Here is a 17,524-nt window from a genome sequence, read left to right on the forward strand (position 1 = left end):
GGGCCTATCCGGCCGGGGTCGCCGCGATCTGCCGGGCGGCCTCGGCCATCACCGAGGCGAGCTCGGCCGGGTCCATCAGCGCCGCCTGGGGGAACTCCTCGAACATCTCCGAGACGATCTCGGGCGGGATCACCTGCTGCTCCGGCGGGAGCGCGCGGACCGCCAGTTCCGCCGCTTCGAGCGCCGCCGAAATCTCCGCCTCGGAAGGCCGGGCGCGGGCGTCGTCCGATGGCGTGGCTTCGGTGAAAACAGCTTCACCGACCGTGAATCCCAGGGTGTCCCGCAGGTACGCCACCCGCCCGGCCGGATCGAGACCGTCCATCCAGGACAAATGCGGCTCCAGCTCCACACCCACCCCAGCCCCAGCCGCCCCCTCGGCGAACGCCGCCCGCCAAGCCGCCCACTCCGTACCATCCCAACCCAGCCAAAACCCCCGGTTCTCCACACAGAACGCCGCCCAGCCACCGGTGCTCCCGGTCGACGCGGCTTCACCGACCATGAACCCCAGGGTGTCCCGCAGGTACGCCACCCGCCCGGCCGGATCGAGACCGTCCATCCAAAACAAATGCGGCTCCAGCTCCACACCCACCCCAGCCCCAGCCGCCCCCTCGGCAAACGCCGCCCGCCAAGCCTCCCACTCCGTACCATCCCAACCCAGCCAAAACCCCCGGTTCTCCGTACAGAACGCCGCCCAGCCACCGGAATCCCCGGCTGGGTCCACTTCCGGCTCCGTCTCCGCCGCCAGTTCCTCCCGGAGCTGGTCCAGCCGGGCCCCCGAGCCACCCTCGTCCACGAACGCGCGCGCGATGTCGGGCCAGTGCCGGTCGAGACCACCGGCCCTCAGGTTCTCCTCGAACGCCTCGGCGGCCGGGCCGAACGACGGTTCCCGCTCGCGCACCTGGGCCACGAACCCGTCGAGCTCGGGGCCGTCGCCGCCGGGATAGGCGCCGACGACCAGGTCGAGGAATTTCTCCCGGTCCGCGCCGAGCAGGCCGGCGGGCACCGCCAGCAGGGCCGCGACGGCTGCGTCGTCCATCGGTCTCCTCACCTTCCAGTCCGCTGTGGACACCGGTTCGCCCGGGCTCGGGGCTGTTTCGTGATCCGGAGTTGTCCCGGTCGTGGGCGTCGGTCGTTCGCGGGGATCGTGGCGAACCGGGGTGGGGCCGCGATCGCCGGGATCAGGGCGTGACCTCGCCCTGCGGCCCGACCTCGACCGTGGCCGGGGCGCCGTGCAGGGCCGTGCGCGCCGGGTCCAGTCCGAAGTAGACCAAGAACTCGTCGCACGAACCCCCGTCCCCCGCTTCCCAATAACCGGGCTGGTGGTAGACGTGGGCGGCGTCGGCCGCCGCGGCGAGGGCGCGCAATTCGCCGAGCCGGTCCCAGGCCGGAGCCGAGGCCGCCAGGGTGCTCGGGAAGTGGCCGGAGTAGATGTGGGCGAGGGTGCGGGTGCGGCCCGGGCCGAGCAGGACCACGGCGATGCAGCCGCCGAACCCGTCGGTGTACAGCGAGGTCACCTCGTCGTCGGTGGTGGCGATCCCCTTCATGTCCACGTGCACCCGGAAATCCTCCGGATCCGGCTCCGGCTCCGGTGCCTCGGCCAGGCACTGGCCGAGGCGGCGCAGCACGTCCCGGTTCGCGCGCAGGAACGCCCTGAGGTTGCGGGCGATGACACCGTGGTCTCCGGCTGGGGCAGTCATTTCGCTCAGTCCTCCGCTTCCTGCAGGGCTTCGGCCACGACGGCGGCGATCTCCGCGTCGGAGAGCTGTTCGAACCCGGGCACCGACGCGGAGATCTCCTCGGCGAGCCCGGCCGGGATCGGCGACGGCCCGTCGCCGTTCAGCCCGGCGAGCGCGTCCTCGTCGATCGCGAACCCGAGGGTGTCGCGCACGTAGGTCATCCGGTCGGCCGCGTCGAGCCCGTCCAGCCACACCAGGTGCGGCTCCAGCTCCGCGCCCACCCCGGCCCCGGCCGCGCCCTCGGCGAACGCCGCCCGCCACGGGTCCCAGCCGGTGCCGTCCCAGCCCAGCCAGAAGTCCCGGTTCGTGGCCTGGAACCCGGCCCAGTCCCCGGGCGCTCCGTCCGGCTCGGCCACCGCCGTGGCGTCCCCCGCGTCCGGTTCCCGGTCCGGTTCCCGGTCGAACTGCTCCCGCAGCCGGGCCAGCCGCGCCCCGGAACCACCCTCGTCCACCAGGCTCCGGGCGATGTCGGCCCAGTGACCGTCGATGCCCTCCGCCCGCAAGTTCTCCCGGAACTCTTCGGCCGCCGCGGCGAACGAGGGTTCCCGTTCCCCCACCACGGCGACCAGGCCGTCCAGCGAATCAGGGCCCGGCCCGCTGGTCTGCACTTCGATGAGCACCTCGAAGAACTTCTCGATCTCCGTCCCGAGCCGATCGGCCGGGACCGCCAGCACCGCTGTGACCGCCGTGTCGTCCATGGCCCGAACCTAACCGGGCACCGCGTCGCGCACGAGGTCGGCGGAGGTGGCGGCGAGGACACCCGCCGCTGCCCTCGGAGGCAGCCGGCGCGCTGCCCGCCGGCCCGGGCGCCCCTTCCCGGCGGGGCCTGTTGAGCGGGTGTTGAGCGGCCACCGAAGACTGGCCTCGAAGGACTTCACCCCGGCCCTTGACCGTGCAGGAGGCCCGACCATGCCGCAGCGAATCCCGGTCCACGTCCGCGGGCTGGACCCGATCTCCGAGACGGGGGTGATCACCCAGCTGAGGTCCCGGCCGGAGCTGACCGTCGTGCCGGCGATGAGCGACCGGCCGGAGGTGGTGGTGGCGGTCGCCGACGTGATCGGCCCGCCGGCCATCGAGCTGATCCGGGGCCTGCGCGGCGAAGGCGCGGCCCGGATCATCACCGTGCTGTCGGCCCCCGACGACGCGGCCCTGCTCGCCGCGGTGGAGGCCGGCGTCTGCGGGGTGGTGTCGAGGGCCGAGGCGACCCCGGAACGGCTCACCACCGCGATCACGCACGCCGCCGCGATGGAGGGGGTGCTCTCCCCCAAGCTGCTCGGTCGGCTGCTGGAGCAGGTTTCCCGGCTGCAGAACCAGGTTCTCGCTCCCCGCGGACTGCACCTGTCCGGCATCTCCGAACGCGAGGCGACCGTGCTGCGCCTGATCGCCCAGGGCAACGAGATCAAGGAGATCGCCGCCGAGCTGTGCTATTCGGAGCGCACCATCAAGAACACCCTGCACGACGTGGTCAGCCGCTTCCACCTCCGCAACCGCACCCACGCCGTCGCCTTCGCCCTGCAGGAGGGCCTGATCTGACCGGGCCCGCCCCGCGCGGGCAACCCCGCCGGGCCGGATCGGGTTCCCGCGCGGGCAGTCCGGGGCCCGCGGCCGGTGATCCGGCCGGACCCGGTGCTCTACTGGGTTCCCGGCGCTCGCCAGGACGACAGCCGAGAGGGTGAACCGGTTTGACCACATCGTCGAGCACCAGGAACGCGAGCCGCGTCCGGCGGCCCTCGCCGGCCGGGGTCATCGGGCTGTCCGCCGCGCTGCTCATCGGGCTGTCCGCGGCGGCCGCGCCCGGCGCGCAAGGGCCGGTCGGCCGGTCGTCGCCGCTCGTCCCGCCCGCGCAAGCCGCGCCCCCGCCCCCGGAGACGGCCGACGGTGGCGTGGCGCCCACCGCGCCGTTCCCGCCCGGCGGGCTGCCCTCGTTCACCGGGCCGATCCCGCCGCTGCCGGACGACGGTCCGCGGGTCCGGGTCACGCCGGGCACCGGGATCCCGGCCACGGTGCTCGACGCCTACCGGTCGGCGCAGCAGCGTTCGCTGAGCCTCCAGCCCGGCTGTCACCTGCCGGTGACCCTGCTCGCGGCGATCGGCCAGGTGGAGTCCGGGCAGGCGCGCGGCGGGCAGGTCGACGCGGCGGGCACCACCCTGCGGCCGATCCTCGGCCCGGTCCTCGACGGCGGCGCGTTCGCGGCCGTCCCCGACACCGACGGCGGCCGGTGGGACGGCGACCCGGTCTGGGACCGGGCGGTGGGTCCGCTGCAGTTCATCCCGGGCACCTGGGCCCGCTGGGCCTCCGACGGCAACGGCGACGCGATCAGCAGCCCCCACAACGTCTACGACGCCGGCCTAGCCGCCGCCCGCTACCTGTGCGCCGGGCGTGACCTGGCCACCCCCGGCGGGCTGACCGCCGCCATCCTGAGCTACAACCACTCCGTCAGCTACCTGAACCTGGTGCGGGCCTGGATGAACGCCTACAGCGCGGGCCTGACCTCGTTGCCGGGCCCCGATTCCGCCGTGTCCGCCCCGGCCGTACCGGGCCCCTCCGCCGTTGCGGCGGCCGGTCCCACCTCCCGGACCCCGGCTCCGCCCGCCCCGGCCGCCCCGCCGTCGTCCGGTCCCCAGCCGCCGGCCGGTCCCGCCCCGGCCCCCACACCCACGCCGCCGCCCCCGCCGTCCCGGCCCCCGGTCGCCCCGGTGAACCCGGTGCCGGACCCGGTGTGCGGGGTCACCGACGCCCTGGGCGACCTGTGGGGAACCGTGCTCGGCGGGCTGCTCGGGGGGACCCCGCCGGCCTCCGCCGCCTGCACCGCACCGCCGTCGGGTGGTCCGGTCCCCTGACTTTTCGTGGCCGGCGGCGGAAAGAGCAGACCCGGCCGCCCTCAGCCCCCGTCGGCCAGGAGGGCCTGATACGCGCCTTCGGCCCGCGCGGCGGCGGCCCGGTTGCCCGCGCGCACGTTGGCCTCGGCCAGCAGGGACCACAGCCGGTTGTCCAGCTCGTCGATGGTCACACCACGTTCGCACACCTCGATCGCCTCGGCCGTGTCCCCGCGCGAGAGCGCCGTGCCCGCCAGGGCCGCCGCCGCGCCGGCCGCCTCGCCGCGCACCGCCTCGCGCCGGGCGAGGACCCACTCGGCCGGTCCTTCCTCCACCAGCAGTTCCCCGCGGTAGAGATCGAGCACCCGGTAGCCCAGTGCCCGCGCCGAAGCGGTGTCGCCCGCCTGCCGGGCCGTGCGCCACCGGCGGACGGCCTCGCCGAACTCCACCACGTCGACCAGGCTCCCCGGGGGCAGCCGCAGCCGGTAGCTGGTGCCGTGGCGCACGATCCCGTGCTCCGCCGGGAGGTGCTCACGCAGCAGCGAGCGCAGGCTGGAGACCGCGACCTGGAGGCGGTGCTTGGCGCGGTTCGCCGGGCTGTCCGGCCACATCGCGGTCATCAGCCGCTCGTCGTGCAGCGGGTGCCCGTACTGGAGCGAAAGCATCCTCAGCACCTGGCGGGCCTGGGCCCGCAGGCCGTCCAGCGCGACCTCGGTCCCGGCGACGGTCAGCGTGTACCGGCCCAGGCAGCGCACCACCACCGGCGCCACCGGCTCGGCGGCGGGCTCGCCGACCGCGGCCAGCGCCCGGCGCGGGATCGGCTTCCGGAGCGCGGCCACGAGCCGCTCCCCCGGTCCGGCCCCGCTGTCGGTCACCGTCGAGGCGGGCGGCCGGGGCGGCTCGGTTTGCTCCGCGGCGGCCCGCAGATCGCCGCGGCGGTCCGCTTCCCCGGCCAGCACCAGCCGGATCCACATTTCCGGCACGAGCGCGCCGAGGTCCCGCGCGCGGTCCGCCGCTTCCGCCAGCGCCTCGGACCCGTCCAGCCCGGCCCGCAGCCGGCCGGCGGCGAGCAGGCCGCCCGCCAGCAACGCGCCCCACTCGTCCCGGATGCCGCGGCACTCTTCCAGCACCGCCGCCGCGTCCGCGCAGCTTCCTTCGTCCACGAGCGCGGCGGCGGCGCGGGCGAGTCGCGCCAGCCACAACCAGCCGGCCCCTTCGCACTCGGCGGCCAGGCCGGCGAACCGGGTGTCACCCCGGCGGGGCCGCCCGGCACTCTCCAGCACCGTCACGAGGATCCGGCTCGCCAGCGCCACGAAGTCCGCCGGGCCACCGGCCAGCGGTGCGGCGATCTCGGCGGCCCGCTCCGGCCGCCCGTCGAGCAGTGCGGCCACCGCCCGGCCCAGGGTCCACCCGGGACTCGGCACGGGTACCGCCCGGTTCAGCAGCCGGGCCGGATGGCTCCGGAGCGCGTCGGCGAGGTGCCGGTGGATGCCGTCCACCAGGGGATGATCCGGGCGGCCGAGCCAGCCGGCCACCCCGTCGCGCTCGGTGGTGCACTGCCAGCGCAGCGCGGGGTCCGGGAGCAGCGTCTCGGCGTCCGCGTAACGCCGGTGGGCATCGGCGAGCCGTCCCTCGCCGCGCAACCGGCGCGCGTCGGCCAGCGCCACCCACGGGTCTTCGCCGAGCAAAGGCGCGGGCAGCGCCGATGCCTCGTGGATCCCCCCGGGCCGGGCCCCGAACCGGTGCAGCACGGCCGCGGCGGCCACCCAGTCACCGGCGTGGGCGTACGCGCGGTACGCCTCCGCCCACCGCCCGGCCCCGGCCAGGTACCGGGCCGCCGACCGGGAGGCCCGCCGGCTCCGCTGCGCCCCCGCGCGCTCGGCCGGCCCGCGCTCGAGGTGCTGCTGGAGGAGCACGTGGAAGCGGTGCGCACCGCTCCCGTCCGGGACGCGGAAGGTCAGCGCCTGCCGGGCGGACAGCTCGGCGAGGGCCTGCCCGCCGCCGGTCCGGTCGAGCAGCGCGTCGCACAGCGGCCCGTCGAGCACACCGAGCGGGGCCACCGCGACCATGAACTCCCGCAACGGCGCGGGCAGCGGGTCCAGCACCTCCCGCGTCAGGAACTCCGCCAGCCGGGGCGAGCGCGCCAAGGGGGCCGCGAAGACCTCCGCCCGGTCCCGCTCCGGGAGCAGCACCGTGTCCAGGTGCAGCAGCCGCACCGCCGCGGCCAGCCCCTCGACCCGCGCGCACAGCCGGGCCGCCTCTCCCGGCGGCAGCGGCACCTCGTAGACGCCGGTGAACAGCTCGGCCACCTCCTCGGGCCGCAGCCGCAGGTCTTCGTAGCCGATGCTCGGGACCGTGCCGCCGATCCCGGCCACCCGGTCGTCGCGCCCGGCCACCACGAACCGCAGCCCGGGGGGCGCCTCGGCCAGAATCCGGGCCAGCGCCGCGTCGCCGGGCGTGCCGACGAGGTGGTGCGCGTCGTCGAGGTGGACCACCAGGTGCGCGGCGTCCACTTCGGACAGTTTGCCGAGCAGCCCGTCCAGGCCCACGGGCGCGGCGAAGCCGAGGGCCCGCGCGAGCCGGGTGGCCAGCGCCGTCTCGGTCGTCACCCCCGGGCCGAGCCCGCAGCTCACCACGCGGTGCCCCGGGGCGGCCCGCGCGGCGAGCCGGCGGAGCAGTACCGACTTCCCCGAGCCCGCCGGGCCGATCACCAGGCCGACCGGGGCCGCGGCGACCAGCCGCGCCTTCGCCACCAGGTCTTCGCGGGGCAGCAGACCGGTCCGCCGCGCCCGGCCGTCCTCGGCGCCGGGTCTCCGGCCGTGGGGGCAGGACATGAGGTGCGGCACCTCCTCGCATTTCACCGGGACCGGGACGAGCACGCCTGCCGCGGAGTCAACGTCACCGCCCCGCCCGCCACGACCAGGAAAGTACGGAACGGCCTACGCACTTTCCGGCCGCCGTCTAAGGGGTGCCGCCCGGTATTGGGGTGGGCCGGGGTCCGGGCCCCGACCGGCGTGGTTATTTTTCCGGGCAACGATCCGGTCACCGGGAATTGCGCCGGAAACCGGGGAGAACAATGGCGCGGCCGACGCCTGTTCGGCCTCTTGACACACCGTCGCACCCGGTTTCCGCGGTGACTTTGCGTGGTCGGAATCGTGGTCTCGGACCGGCCGGGGGCCGGTACCCTCCTACCCATGCCTGAGCCCCCGTTGCTCGAAAGAAGCGCACCACTGGCGGTGCTGACGGCGGCCCTCGACTCGGCGGCCGGGGGTGCGGGCCGCCTCGTCGCGATCACCGGCGCCGCCGGGATCGGCAAGTCGCGGCTGCTGGCCGCGGCCGGGAGTACCGCGGCGCAGCGGGGTTTCGGGGTTTTCTCCGCGCGCTGCTCGGAGCTCGAAGGCGACATCGCCTTCGGGCTGGTCCGGCAGATCTTCGAACCGCACCTGATCCGGATGCCCCGGGCCGAACGCGACCGCTGCCTCGACGGGGCCGCCGGTTACGCCGCCGCGGCGGTGCTTTCGGACACCGGTTCCGCGGGAACGGCGTCCGGCGACTTCGCCATTCTCCACGGGCTCTTCTGGCTGACCGCGAATCTGTGCGAACGCGGCCCGATCGCCCTGATCATGGACGACCTGCACTGGGCCGATACCGCCTCTCTGCGTTTCCTCGCCTATGTGCTGCCCCGGCTCAGCTCGGTGCCCGTCGCGGTGCTGATCGCCCACCGGCCGGTCGAACCGCACCACCTGCTGGGGCAGATCGTCACCGACGCGGAAAGCACGGTGCTGCGCCCGGCGCCGCTGTCCGAGGCGGCGAGCAGGCGGCTGGTGCGCAGCGTGCTGGACGGCGACGCCGAGGACGCGTTCCTGCGGGCCTGCCACACCGCCACCCGGGGAAACCCGCTGCTGCTGCGCGATCTCGCGGCGACCTTCAAGGCCGAGGGCATGGTCCCGGCCGCCGACAGCGTCGCCCGGGTCGACGTGCTCGGACCGCGCGCGGTGGCCCAGCGCATCGCGCTGTGGCTGCGCCGCCTGCCCGGCGAGTGCACGGTGCTCGCCGAGGCCGTGTCCGTCCTCGGCGACGGCACCGCCCTCCAGACCGCCGCGGCGCTGGCCCGGATCCCCACCGAGGCGGCCCTGCGCGCCGCCCGCAGCCTCGAGCAGGCCGAGCTCTTCCACCCGGTCCCGGCCGGCGGGCTGCCGGACGGGGTCCAGCGGCTGCAGTTCTGCCACCCCCTGGTCCGGGCCACGGTGTACGAGGGGATCGACCCGGCCGCCCGGGTCGAGGCGCACCGCCGGGCCGCCGCGCTGCTGACCGCGGCCCGCCACCGGGCCGAGCGGGTGGCGACCCACGTGCTCCGGCTGCCCCCGGCCCAGGACGGCCAGGTGGTGACCGTGCTCCGGCAGGCCGCGGCCGAGGCCTTCGCGCACGGTTCCCCCGACAGCGCCGCCACCTACCTGCGCCGGTGCCTGGCCGAGCCGCCGCCCGCCGAGGTGCACGCGGAGGTGCAGTGGGAGCTGGGCCGGACCATGACCCTGGTGGACACCCGGCTCGCCGCCGACGACCTGCGCGCGGCGCTCGCGCTCGCCACCTCGCCCCGGCGCCGGGCCCGCATCGCGGTGCTCCTGAGCACGGCGCTGATCTACCTGCTCGGGTTCGAGGAGGCCGAACGCGTCTGCCTGAGCGCGCTGGCGGAACTGGCCCCGGCCGAGGCCGGCCTGCGCGGCCGGCTGGAGGCGAACCTGCTGCTGATCCCGATCCTGCACCCGGGCCGGCCGGACCTGGCCGGGCGAAGACGCGCCGCCGGTCCGCGGGGCCGCAGCGGCGGCGCGCTGGACTGCCTGCTCGCCGCGCACCGCGCCCTGCACGGCGACCCGGAAGCCGTCGGCCTCGCCCTCGACGGCCTGCGCGGTGCGGGCGTGCTCGACCAGGTCTACCCCGAGACCATCGCCGCGCAGGTCGGCTGGATCGTGCTGATCCACGCCGACCGTGACGAGGCGATCTCGAGCATCGACGCCGCCATCGCCCGGGCCCACCGGCACGGCAGCGTCAACGGCCTCGCCACCGCGCACGTCCTGCGCGGGCTGGCCTGGCTGCAACGGGGCCAGCTGGCCGAAGCCGAGGCCGACATCCGGGCCGGGCTCCGCAGCGCCGACTCCGCCCGGATGGAGCTGGCCGCGCTGCTGGGGCACTGCTTCCTGGCCGACGTGCTGGTCGAGCAGGGCCGGCTGGACGAGGCCGAGGCCACGCTCGACGCGCTCGGCGTCCCCGATCCCGCGCCGTTCTTCGGCCCGCTGTTCTGGTACCTGGACTCACGCGCGAAACTGCTGCGGCAGCGGGGAAAGGTGGAGCAGGCGCGGCAGACCGCGCTGGCCAGCGGCCAGCGGCTGGCCATGCACGACGCGCACGAAGTGGCCTCGCTGAGCCCCTGGCGGCTCGAAGCCGCGACCTGCGCCCACCTGCTCGGCCTGGACGAGCAGGTGAAGCTGGCCGACGAAGAGCTGCGCAACGCCCGGCACTGGGGCGCGCCCCGGGCGCTCGGGTGCGCGCTGCGGGTCCAGGGCCTGGTACTGGGCCCGCGCGAAGGGATCGAGCACGCCCGCGAGGCGGTCGAAGTGCTCGAACGCTCACCGGCCCGCCTGGAGTACGCCCGCGCCCTGCTCGACTACGGCTCGGCCCTGCGCCGGACCGGACGTGCCGCCGACGCGCGGGATCCGCTGCAGCGCGCGCTCGACATCGCGACCGCCGCCGGCGCCGTGCCGTTGCGGGAACGGGTCCGCGCCGAGCTGCGGGCCGCGGGGGTGCGGCCCCGGCGGACCGGCGCCACCGGGCCGGCCGCGCTGACGCCGAGCGAGCGCCGGGTCGCCGAGCTGGCCATCGCGGGCCGCACCAACCGGCGGATCGCCGAAGACCTGTTCATCACCGTCAAGACGGTGGAGGTCCACCTCACCAGCGCCTACCGCAAGCTCGGCATCCACAACCGCGACCGGCTGGCGTCCGTGCTGCCGGCCGCGCGGCCGTAGCCCGTGGCGCGCCGGACCGGGAACCTGCCGGTGACGACGACCAGTTTCGTCGGACGCGATCGGGAGCTGCGCGAAGCGCGCCTGATCCTGCGCGACGAACGGCTCGTCACGCTCGTCGGAACCGGTGGCGGCGGCAAGACCCGCCTCGCCACCGTGCTGGGCGCCTCGCTGGCCCGCGATTTCCCGGGCGGCGTGTGGCTGGTCGACCTGGCGACGCGCGACGCGGTCGCCGAGGCGGTGGCGGAAGCCGTCATCACCGGCCCGGCGGTCGGCCCGCTCACGCTCGCGACCTCTCTCGACCAGCCGAAATCGTTGCTGCTGCTGGACAACTGCGAGCACCTGGCCGCGGAGTGCGGCCGGTTCGCGACCGGTCTGCTGCGCCGTACCTGCGGGCTCCGGGTGCTGGCCACCAGCCGCCGGCCACTGGGCGTGCTCGGGGAGAACCTGCTGGAGGTGCGCCCGCTCGGCCCCGGCGACGCGGCCGCGTTGTTCGCCGACCGCGCGCGATCGGCCCGGCCCGGGTCCCCCGTCCCGTCCGGACCGGACCTGGCGCGGCTCTGCGCCCGGCTCGACGGCGTGCCCCTGGCGATCGAGCTCGCCGCGATCGGCCTGCGCACCCGGACCGCGGCCGAGCTGGCGGCGGACCTGGACGAGCGGCTGCTGGGCCTGGGCAGCCCGACCATCCCGCCGCGGCACCGTTCGCTGGGCCACCTCGCCGCGGCGGCCTACGCGCTGTGCACCCCCGGGGAGCGTGACCTCTGGGCCCGGCTGTCGGTGTTCCCCGGTCCGTTCGACCTCGCCTCGGCCGTGCGAGCCGGTTCCGGCGGCGATCGGCCGGCCGCCGCGGACGTGCTCATCCGGCTCGCCGGGCTGATCGACCAATCCGTGGTCAGCCGGATCGACGAGGGGGGCTCGACCTGCTACCGGCTGCTGCACACCGTCCGCCGTTACGGCGCCGATCGCCTGCGGGAAAAGGGAACCAGCGCGGCCGGTCCACGGCCGCCGGTCCTGGTGACCGCCCCGAGCCACGCGGTCCGGAACGGCTCGCACGCACCCGCTCCGGAGCTGACCCGCCGCGAGCAGGCGGTCGCGGAGCTGGTTCGGGCCGGGTTCACCAACCGGGCCATCGGCGACGCGCTCGGCATCTCCCAGCGGACCGCGGAATCGCACGTCGCGCGGATCATGGCGAAACTGGGCTTCGGCCGCCGCGCCCAGATCTCGGCCTGGGTGGCGGGCCGGTGAACCTCACCGCACCGGCTGCGGACGTTCCGCGACCCAGGCGGCGATCTGCGCGCGGGAGGTGAAGCCGAGCTTCGCGAGGATGTGCCCGACGTGGGTCTCGGCCGTCCGGCGGGCGATCACCAGCGATCCGGCGATCTCCTGGTTGCTCAGGCCCCGCGCGACCAGGTCCGCGATCTCCCGCTCCCGTACGGTCAGCGGCGACCGGATGGACGGCTTTCCCCGCGCCGCACCGGGTTTGCGTGGTGCGGCGGCGTAGGCGACAGCCTCCTGCTCCCGCATCCGGGTGCCGGACCGGTAAGCGGCGGCGAACTTCTCCTCGCCCAGGGCCGAACGGGCCGCCCCCGCGCAGCGGTCGTGGTGCGCGAGCAGGTGGGCCAGCCCGGAAAGCCGGCAGCCGAGGGCGGTCCGCGCCGCCTCCGCCGCACCGAACAAGTGCGCGGCGCGCAGGTGCTCACCGGCGTCGGCCACGGCCCAGGCCAGGGTTTCCAGCGCCAGCGCGACGAGCCAGTGATCCTTGATCTCCGCGCCGATCTGCAACGCCCGCTTCGCCGGTGCGGCGGCGTCGCCGCGGTCGCGCCGGACCGAACGTTCGACCGCGTCGTACCACGACAGGTATCCGTGCGCGGCCGGCTCGGTGTCCGGGCGGAGGAACTTCCTGGCCCGCTTGACCGAAGCGGCCGCGGACGGGTCCCCGGCGAAGCACCGCGACATGACGAGCTGGAACCTCGATAACCGCACGCCGGCCTGATCACCGGCCTCGCGGTGCCGCTTGATCGCTTCGCCGAACCGGGTCACGGCCAGGGCGAACTCTCCGTCGAACAGGTCGGCCAGCGCGGAGAACTGGGTTTCGTGCGCTCGCACCGAAGCGTCCTGGGTGCGCTCGGCGATCTCCCGGCACTCCGCCAGCAGGGCGCGCGCGGCGGCTCCGTCCCCCTGCATCAGGGCGAGCCAGGCGGTGGTCCACAACGCTTTCGCGCGCACCGGAGCCGGTCCGGCCGCCTGGTCGATCGCCCGTTCCAGCCACCGCCGCCCCTCGGCCAGCGAGCCCAGGGCCCGGCGGTGGCCGCACAGGGCGGTCGCGAGCTCCAGCGCTTCCGGGCCACCGTCCGCAGTGGACAGGCAGAAGTCCAGGGCCTGGCGCAGATTCGGCCCCTCCGCCCGGATTCGCCGGTACCAGGTGAGCTGGTCCGGGCCCAGCCAGTCCGCCTCGGCCTGCCGCACCAGCCGCATGAACCAGTCGCGGTGGCGCACCGCCGTGGCCCCCTGCTCCCCGGAGCCGGCCAGGCGGTCCCGGCCGTACTGGCGGATCACCTCCACCATCCGGTACCGGGTCCGGCCGTCCACTTCGGCGCGTTCGACGATCGACTTCTCGACCAGCCCGGACAGCACCTCGCCCGGCCCGGCCCCGGCCACCGACTCGGCCGCGGCCAGGTCGAACCCGCCCGCGAAGACCGAAAGCCGCGACCACACCGCCCGTTCGGCCGGGGTGCACAGCCGATGGCTCCAGCCGATCGACGCCCGCAGGCTCCGCTGCCGCCGCGGGCCCGCGCGGTTGCCGGTGGTGAGCAGGCCGCAGGCGTCGGCCAGCGCCTCGCCCACCTGCGTGAGGGTCAGGGTCCGCAGCCGCGCGGCGGCGAGTTCGAGGGCCAGCGGGATCCCGTCCAGGGCCCGGCACAGCCGCACCACTTCCGCGCAGTTGGCGTCGGTGACGGTGAATTCGCGGTCGACCGCCCGGGCCCGGTGCAGGAACAGCGTCACGGCGTCGTAGTGGCCCAGCATCCGCGGTTCGAGCGGGCCGGGATCGGGCACGGCCAGCGGGTCCACCCGCAGCACGCGCTCTCCCAGCCGGCCCAGTGGCTGCCGGCTGGTCACGAGCAGCCGCAGGCCCGCGGAGGCCGAAAGCAGTTCCCCGGCCAGTTCGGCACACGAGCCGAGCAGGTGCTCACAGGTGTCGAGCACCAGCATCAGGCGCCGCCCGGACAGGAACCCCACCAGGTCCCGGTCGTCGGCCAGCCCCAGCGCCGAAGCGACTTCCGCGGCGACACCACCGGTGTCGCGCACCTCACCGAGTTCGACCAGCCAGACCCCGTCGGGGAACGCGCGGCGCATCCCGGCGGCCGCGCGCAGGGCCAGCCGGGTCTTGCCCACGCCGCCCAGCCCGGTCAGCGTCAGCAACCTGGCCCCGCCGAGCGACCGGCGCACCGCGGCGAGCTCACGCCGGCGGCCGACGAAGCTGGTCAGCTCGGCAGGAAGGCTCCCGGCCGCGACGAGGTCACGCCCGGCCGAGGACGGGTACGGCGGGCCGGTCGTCGCCGGGTCCGGCGCGGTGGCCGTCACGGCCGCGGGACCCCGGTGCTCGCGGCCGCCACCACGGCGCCCCGCGCCCTCACCACACCGGACATCCTCCGCGCCCCCTCGCCCGGCCGCCGGCACCCCCGCGGCCGGGTCACCAGTGACCTCAGCCCCGGAACTCTACGACCATCCGAGGTATCCGCTGGTATCATTGCCGTATCTATCGCAGACCCGAACGGCCGCACCCCGCGGCAATGGGGCCCGCCGATCGACCGGGACCGGACCGACCGGTACCGGAGTTTGCGCGGCCGGGCTCCAGCGGCTGACGTTCAACGGCCAAGGCCGCGCGGCCGCGTTCCAGCGGCTGACATTCAGCGGCCCAGGTTGCCCGGCCGAGTTCCACCGGCCGACATTCAGCGGCCCAGGTTGCCCGGCCGCGTTCCACCGGCCGACATTCAGCGGCCCAGGTTGCCCGGCCGAGTTCCACCGGCTGACATTCAGCGGCCAAGGTCCCGCGGCCGGGTTCCAGCGGCCGGGCTCCAGCGGCTGACGTTCAGCGGCCGAGGTTCCAGCGGCCCCAGATCAACGGCGCCCGATCAGCAGCCCCGGTCAGCGGCCGAGGTTCAGCTCGGCCAATTCCTGGTTCAGGGCTTCGACGTTCGCGGTGAGCTGGTCCAGTTCGGCCGAGGCCTCCTCGTACTTGCGGGCCAGTTCCCTGATCCGGGCCAGGATCGCCTTGCGCGTGCTGTAGTACTTGATCAGGGCGGTGCCCAGGGTCCCGACCGCGACCACCACCGACGCGAACGGCGCGAACATCGCGCCGGTGAGGCCCTGCGCGGCCGCGTCGCCGAGTTCCCGGTTCATCGCCAGGGTGTCGCCGGTGGAGTTCGCGCCGGGCGATTCCCCGATCCGGATCCGCGCTTCGGCCGCGTCTTCGTTCGACTGCGCGGCCACGGCCGCGGCCACCTGCGTGCTCAGGACCGCCGCGGCCGAGACGACGCCGAGACCGGCCGCCCACGCGGCGTTGACCAGCGCCTCGGTTTCCGCGGGGGTGGCGTACTGCCAGAGGTAGACGACCCAGGGGTCGGTGCCCGGGGCGGCCTGTGCTTCGACGTCCCCCGCGACCGGTGGCCCCGGGATCCGGCCCCGCGCGTCGAGACCCATGCCTTCGAGTTTTTCCCGGGCCTCCCGGCGCTCTTTCTCCTTCTTCTGCACCCGGCGCTCGTTTTCGTCCAGCCGGCGCTTGGCCGTGCCGATGTCGCTCTCCCGCCGGATTTCGCGGATGAGGTCGGCATTGCCCGGCTGAGGCGGGGGCGGCGGTTCGGTGAACTCCTCCCCGGACGGTTCCGCATTCGACGAGCGGGAGCTCGGATCCGTCATTTCCCGGTCCCTTCACCGGGTTCCCGCTCCGCGGGGAAGCGGTTCCGGAGCTGGTCGACCTCCCGCCTGAGCTCGTCCAGGTCCGGCCCGAGCCCTTCGAGGACGAACTGGCGCACACCGGCTTCGGTCCGGCACTGCGCGAGGATCTTCCCCATCGCCGGGCTCTTGTCCCGCAGCCACGCCAGTCCCCCGGGCCCGGCCTTCCGGTCCGCCGGCGCACCGGCCTTCATCTTCCCGACCAGGAAAGCGACCACCTGGCTCCTGAGTTCGTCCGACGAAGCTGCCATGCCGACTCCCGGTGAACGTGAACTGCCCGGCCGGAACGCTACCGGCGCCGCCCGCCCGCGCGGGTGCCCTCCGAGGCAGTCCGGCGGGCAGGCCGATCGGCCCGAGCCGTCACGTCCGCGAGCCGCCCGGCGCGGCATCCGTGGCCGGGGGGAGCGCCGCGAACCGCACGGGTCCCTGCCCGTACGGAGTCCTCGCCCCGGTGCGGGCGCCGGTCTCCGGGTCGATCGTCACCGCGGCCCAGAAACCCCGCGGCAGCACCGGATCGGCCGCCGATCGGGTGGTCACCGCGTGTCCGGCTGCCCGCGCGGCGGCCACCCACCGGTCCGGGAAGCGGTCCTCGACCACGTGGGCGGGGGTGCCGGAACGCAGTTCGCCCACCACCGAGGTCACCGAATCCCCGGCGATGATGTCGGGTCCGTGGACCAGCGGCGCGGCGACGGCGACGGCGACCGGGCGGCCGAGGGCCAGGACGCGGTGCAGGCCGAGCACGGTCGCCGGGTGCAGCCCGACGCCGATGCTGCTGCAGGCGAGAACCGGACGGCCGGCGCGCAGCGCGAGAGCCGGTTCCACGGGCATCGGCAGGTGCTCGCCCGGTGGCGTGCCCGCGAGCGCCGGCTGCTGGAACGCGGCGGCGTCCGGGATCGGGATGCCGTCCACCACGATGCCGGTGGTGCCCCACATCGCGGTGTTGATGCTGTGGCACAGGCTCGCGACGTTGCCCTCGTGGTCGACCGCGAGCACGTAGTCCGAATGGCTGCCCGACGGCCTGCCGTCCAGGGCGGACAGGAATCCGGCCAGGGCGCCCGGGTCCTGCGAAGGCTCACCGACGCCCGCGGCTTCGAGACGGCCGAGCGCGGCGAGCAGTTCGATCCCGCCGTGGTCCGGGGCGGGCAGGACGGCGATTTCGTGACCGGCGAAGGCGCCCCACGCCGGTTCGGCCGACCGCGCGCGGTAGTTCGCGAGGTCCTCGAGCGTCACCTTCCCGCCGTCGCGGCGCACGGCCGCGACGAAGTGCTCCGCCCACGGGCCCCGGTACATCCAGTCCGGGCCGTGTTCGGCCAGCGCCGTCACGGTTTCGGCCAGGCGCGGCTGGAACAGGCGTTCGCCCGCACGGGGAACCCGCCCGTCCGGCGCGAAGGCGGCGCGGCCCTCCTCGGTCCGGGTCAGCACGCCGGCGCGGGTGGCCAGCAGGCGTTCGAGGTGGGCGTGCACCGGGATGCCGCGCTCGATCAGGTACCGCGCCGGGGACCAGAGCCGGTCCCAGGGCAGCCGGCCCGAACGGGCGTGCGCGGCGTGCGCGCCGGCCACGAAGCCGGGGACCAGCGCGGTCCGGCCGCTCGGCCGGGGCGGCGCCGGGATGTCGAGCGGGCCGGTCTCCCGCGCGAACGGGCCGAAACCGGCCGAGACGGTGGTCGTGGCGCCGGTGGCCGCCTCGTGGTGCACCAGCCCGAGCAGCCCGGCGTAGCTGACCCACGAACCCAGCGACAGCGCGATCTGGGTGAACGCGGTGGCCAGCACCGCGTCGGTGGCGCTGCCCCCGGCTTCGAGGGCGTGCCGCCCCGCGAGCGTGGCGAACGGGCCGGTCGAGCCGACCAGCACGGCCGAGGTCCCGCTCGCGCTCGCCGGACGCGGGTCCGGCCCGGCGCCGCGCCCGTCCAGCGCCGCCCCGACCTCGGCGCGGTCCCATCCGGCGGGGTCGAGCGGATCGGGCCGGGTGGCGGTGGACGGCGCATCACGGGGTGTCGGCACA

12 protein-coding genes are annotated in these 17,524 nt (G+C 75.5%); 4 read left to right on the forward strand and 8 right to left on the reverse strand.

Going from position 1 to position 17,524, the window contains the following annotated elements; translation table 11 throughout:
• Positions 1-4: 4 nt before the first annotated feature.
• The 3 genes from NYF13_RS19775 to NYF13_RS19785 form a co-directional block, all read right to left on the reverse strand.
• Positions 5-1,036: a hypothetical protein gene (locus NYF13_RS19775; protein ID WP_315658706.1), complete on the reverse strand. Its 1,032-nt coding sequence runs from the start codon at positions 1,034-1,036 to the stop codon at positions 5-7.
• Between the two features lie 142 nt (positions 1,037-1,178).
• A complete protein-coding gene (locus NYF13_RS19780) occupies positions 1,179-1,697 on the reverse strand; it encodes a hypothetical protein (protein WP_315658707.1) in 519 nt (172 codons plus the stop codon).
• Positions 1,698-1,702: 5 nt separating this feature from the next.
• Positions 1,703-2,434 carry a hypothetical protein gene (locus tag NYF13_RS19785; protein WP_315658708.1) on the reverse strand — a complete coding sequence of 244 codons (732 nt, stop codon included), beginning with the start codon at positions 2,432-2,434 and terminating at the stop codon, positions 1,703-1,705.
• Between the two features lie 211 nt (positions 2,435-2,645).
• On the opposite strand from NYF13_RS19785, the gene NYF13_RS19790 reads away from it, so the two are divergent.
• A complete protein-coding gene (locus tag NYF13_RS19790; protein WP_315658710.1) occupies positions 2,646-3,269 on the forward strand; it encodes a response regulator transcription factor in 624 nt (207 codons plus the stop codon).
• Positions 3,270-3,418: 149 nt separating this feature from the next.
• Entirely contained in the window at positions 3,419-4,576 is a 1,158-nt protein-coding gene (locus tag NYF13_RS19795; RefSeq protein ID WP_315658711.1) for a lytic transglycosylase domain-containing protein, read from the forward strand.
• A gap of 41 nt (positions 4,577-4,617) precedes the next feature.
• Here the strand turns inward: NYF13_RS19795 and NYF13_RS19800 are convergent, their stop codons facing one another.
• Positions 4,618-7,386, reverse strand: coding sequence for a BTAD domain-containing putative transcriptional regulator (locus tag NYF13_RS19800; RefSeq protein ID WP_315658712.1), 2,769 nt, complete (start codon positions 7,384-7,386; stop codon positions 4,618-4,620).
• Positions 7,387-7,746: 360 nt separating this feature from the next.
• Here NYF13_RS19800 and NYF13_RS19805 point away from each other — a divergent pair, with 360 nt between their 5' ends.
• Entirely contained in the window at positions 7,747-10,572 is a 2,826-nt protein-coding gene (locus NYF13_RS19805) for an AAA family ATPase (protein ID WP_315658713.1), read from the forward strand.
• 30 nt (positions 10,573-10,602) lie between these two features.
• Complete coding sequence (locus tag NYF13_RS19810) at positions 10,603-11,814, forward strand: LuxR C-terminal-related transcriptional regulator (RefSeq protein ID WP_315658714.1); 1,212 nt, start codon at positions 10,603-10,605, stop codon at positions 11,812-11,814.
• Between the two features lie 3 nt (positions 11,815-11,817).
• Here NYF13_RS19810 and NYF13_RS19815 read toward each other — a convergent pair whose 3' ends face one another.
• The 4 genes from NYF13_RS19815 to NYF13_RS19830 form a co-directional block, all read right to left on the reverse strand.
• The gene (locus NYF13_RS19815; protein WP_315658715.1) at positions 11,818-14,151 is read right to left on the reverse strand and encodes a LuxR C-terminal-related transcriptional regulator; all 2,334 of its coding nucleotides are present in this window, start codon (positions 14,149-14,151) and stop codon (positions 11,818-11,820) included.
• A 564-nt stretch (positions 14,152-14,715) separates the two neighbouring features.
• Positions 14,716-15,486, reverse strand: coding sequence for a hypothetical protein (locus tag NYF13_RS19820; RefSeq protein ID WP_315658716.1), 771 nt, complete (start codon positions 15,484-15,486; stop codon positions 14,716-14,718).
• Entirely contained in the window at positions 15,483-15,773 is a 291-nt protein-coding gene (locus NYF13_RS19825) for a hypothetical protein (protein ID WP_315658718.1), read from the reverse strand. Before NYF13_RS19825 ends, NYF13_RS19820 begins: the two co-directional genes overlap by 4 nt.
• 109 nt (positions 15,774-15,882) lie before the next feature.
• On the reverse strand, positions 15,883-17,523 hold the full coding sequence (locus NYF13_RS19830; protein WP_315658720.1) for a gamma-glutamyltransferase: 1,641 nt from the start codon (positions 17,521-17,523) through the stop codon (positions 15,883-15,885).
• Position 17,524: the final 1 nt, after the last annotated feature.

Source organism: Amycolatopsis sp. PS_44_ISF1 (assembly GCF_032335455.1).
Classification (GTDB): Bacteria; Actinomycetota; Actinomycetes; order Mycobacteriales; family Pseudonocardiaceae; genus Amycolatopsis.

Coding starts and splice junctions, on each gene's coding strand:
- NYF13_RS19775 (WP_315658706.1), bottom strand. CDS start 1,036: ATGGACGACGCAGCCGTCGCGGCCCTGCTGGCGGTGCCCGCCGGCCTG.
- NYF13_RS19780 (WP_315658707.1), bottom strand. CDS start 1,697: ATGACTGCCCCAGCCGGAGACCACGGTGTCATCGCCCGCAACCTCAGG.
- NYF13_RS19785 (WP_315658708.1), bottom strand. CDS start 2,434: ATGGACGACACGGCGGTCACAGCGGTGCTGGCGGTCCCGGCCGATCGG.
- NYF13_RS19790 (WP_315658710.1), top strand. CDS start 2,646: ATGCCGCAGCGAATCCCGGTCCACGTCCGCGGGCTGGACCCGATCTCC.
- NYF13_RS19800 (WP_315658712.1), bottom strand. CDS start 7,386: ATGTCCTGCCCCCACGGCCGGAGACCCGGCGCCGAGGACGGCCGGGCG.
- NYF13_RS19805 (WP_315658713.1), top strand. CDS start 7,747: ATGCCTGAGCCCCCGTTGCTCGAAAGAAGCGCACCACTGGCGGTGCTG.
- NYF13_RS19820 (WP_315658716.1), bottom strand. CDS start 15,486: ATGACGGATCCGAGCTCCCGCTCGTCGAATGCGGAACCGTCCGGGGAG.
- NYF13_RS19825 (WP_315658718.1), bottom strand. CDS start 15,773: ATGGCAGCTTCGTCGGACGAACTCAGGAGCCAGGTGGTCGCTTTCCTG.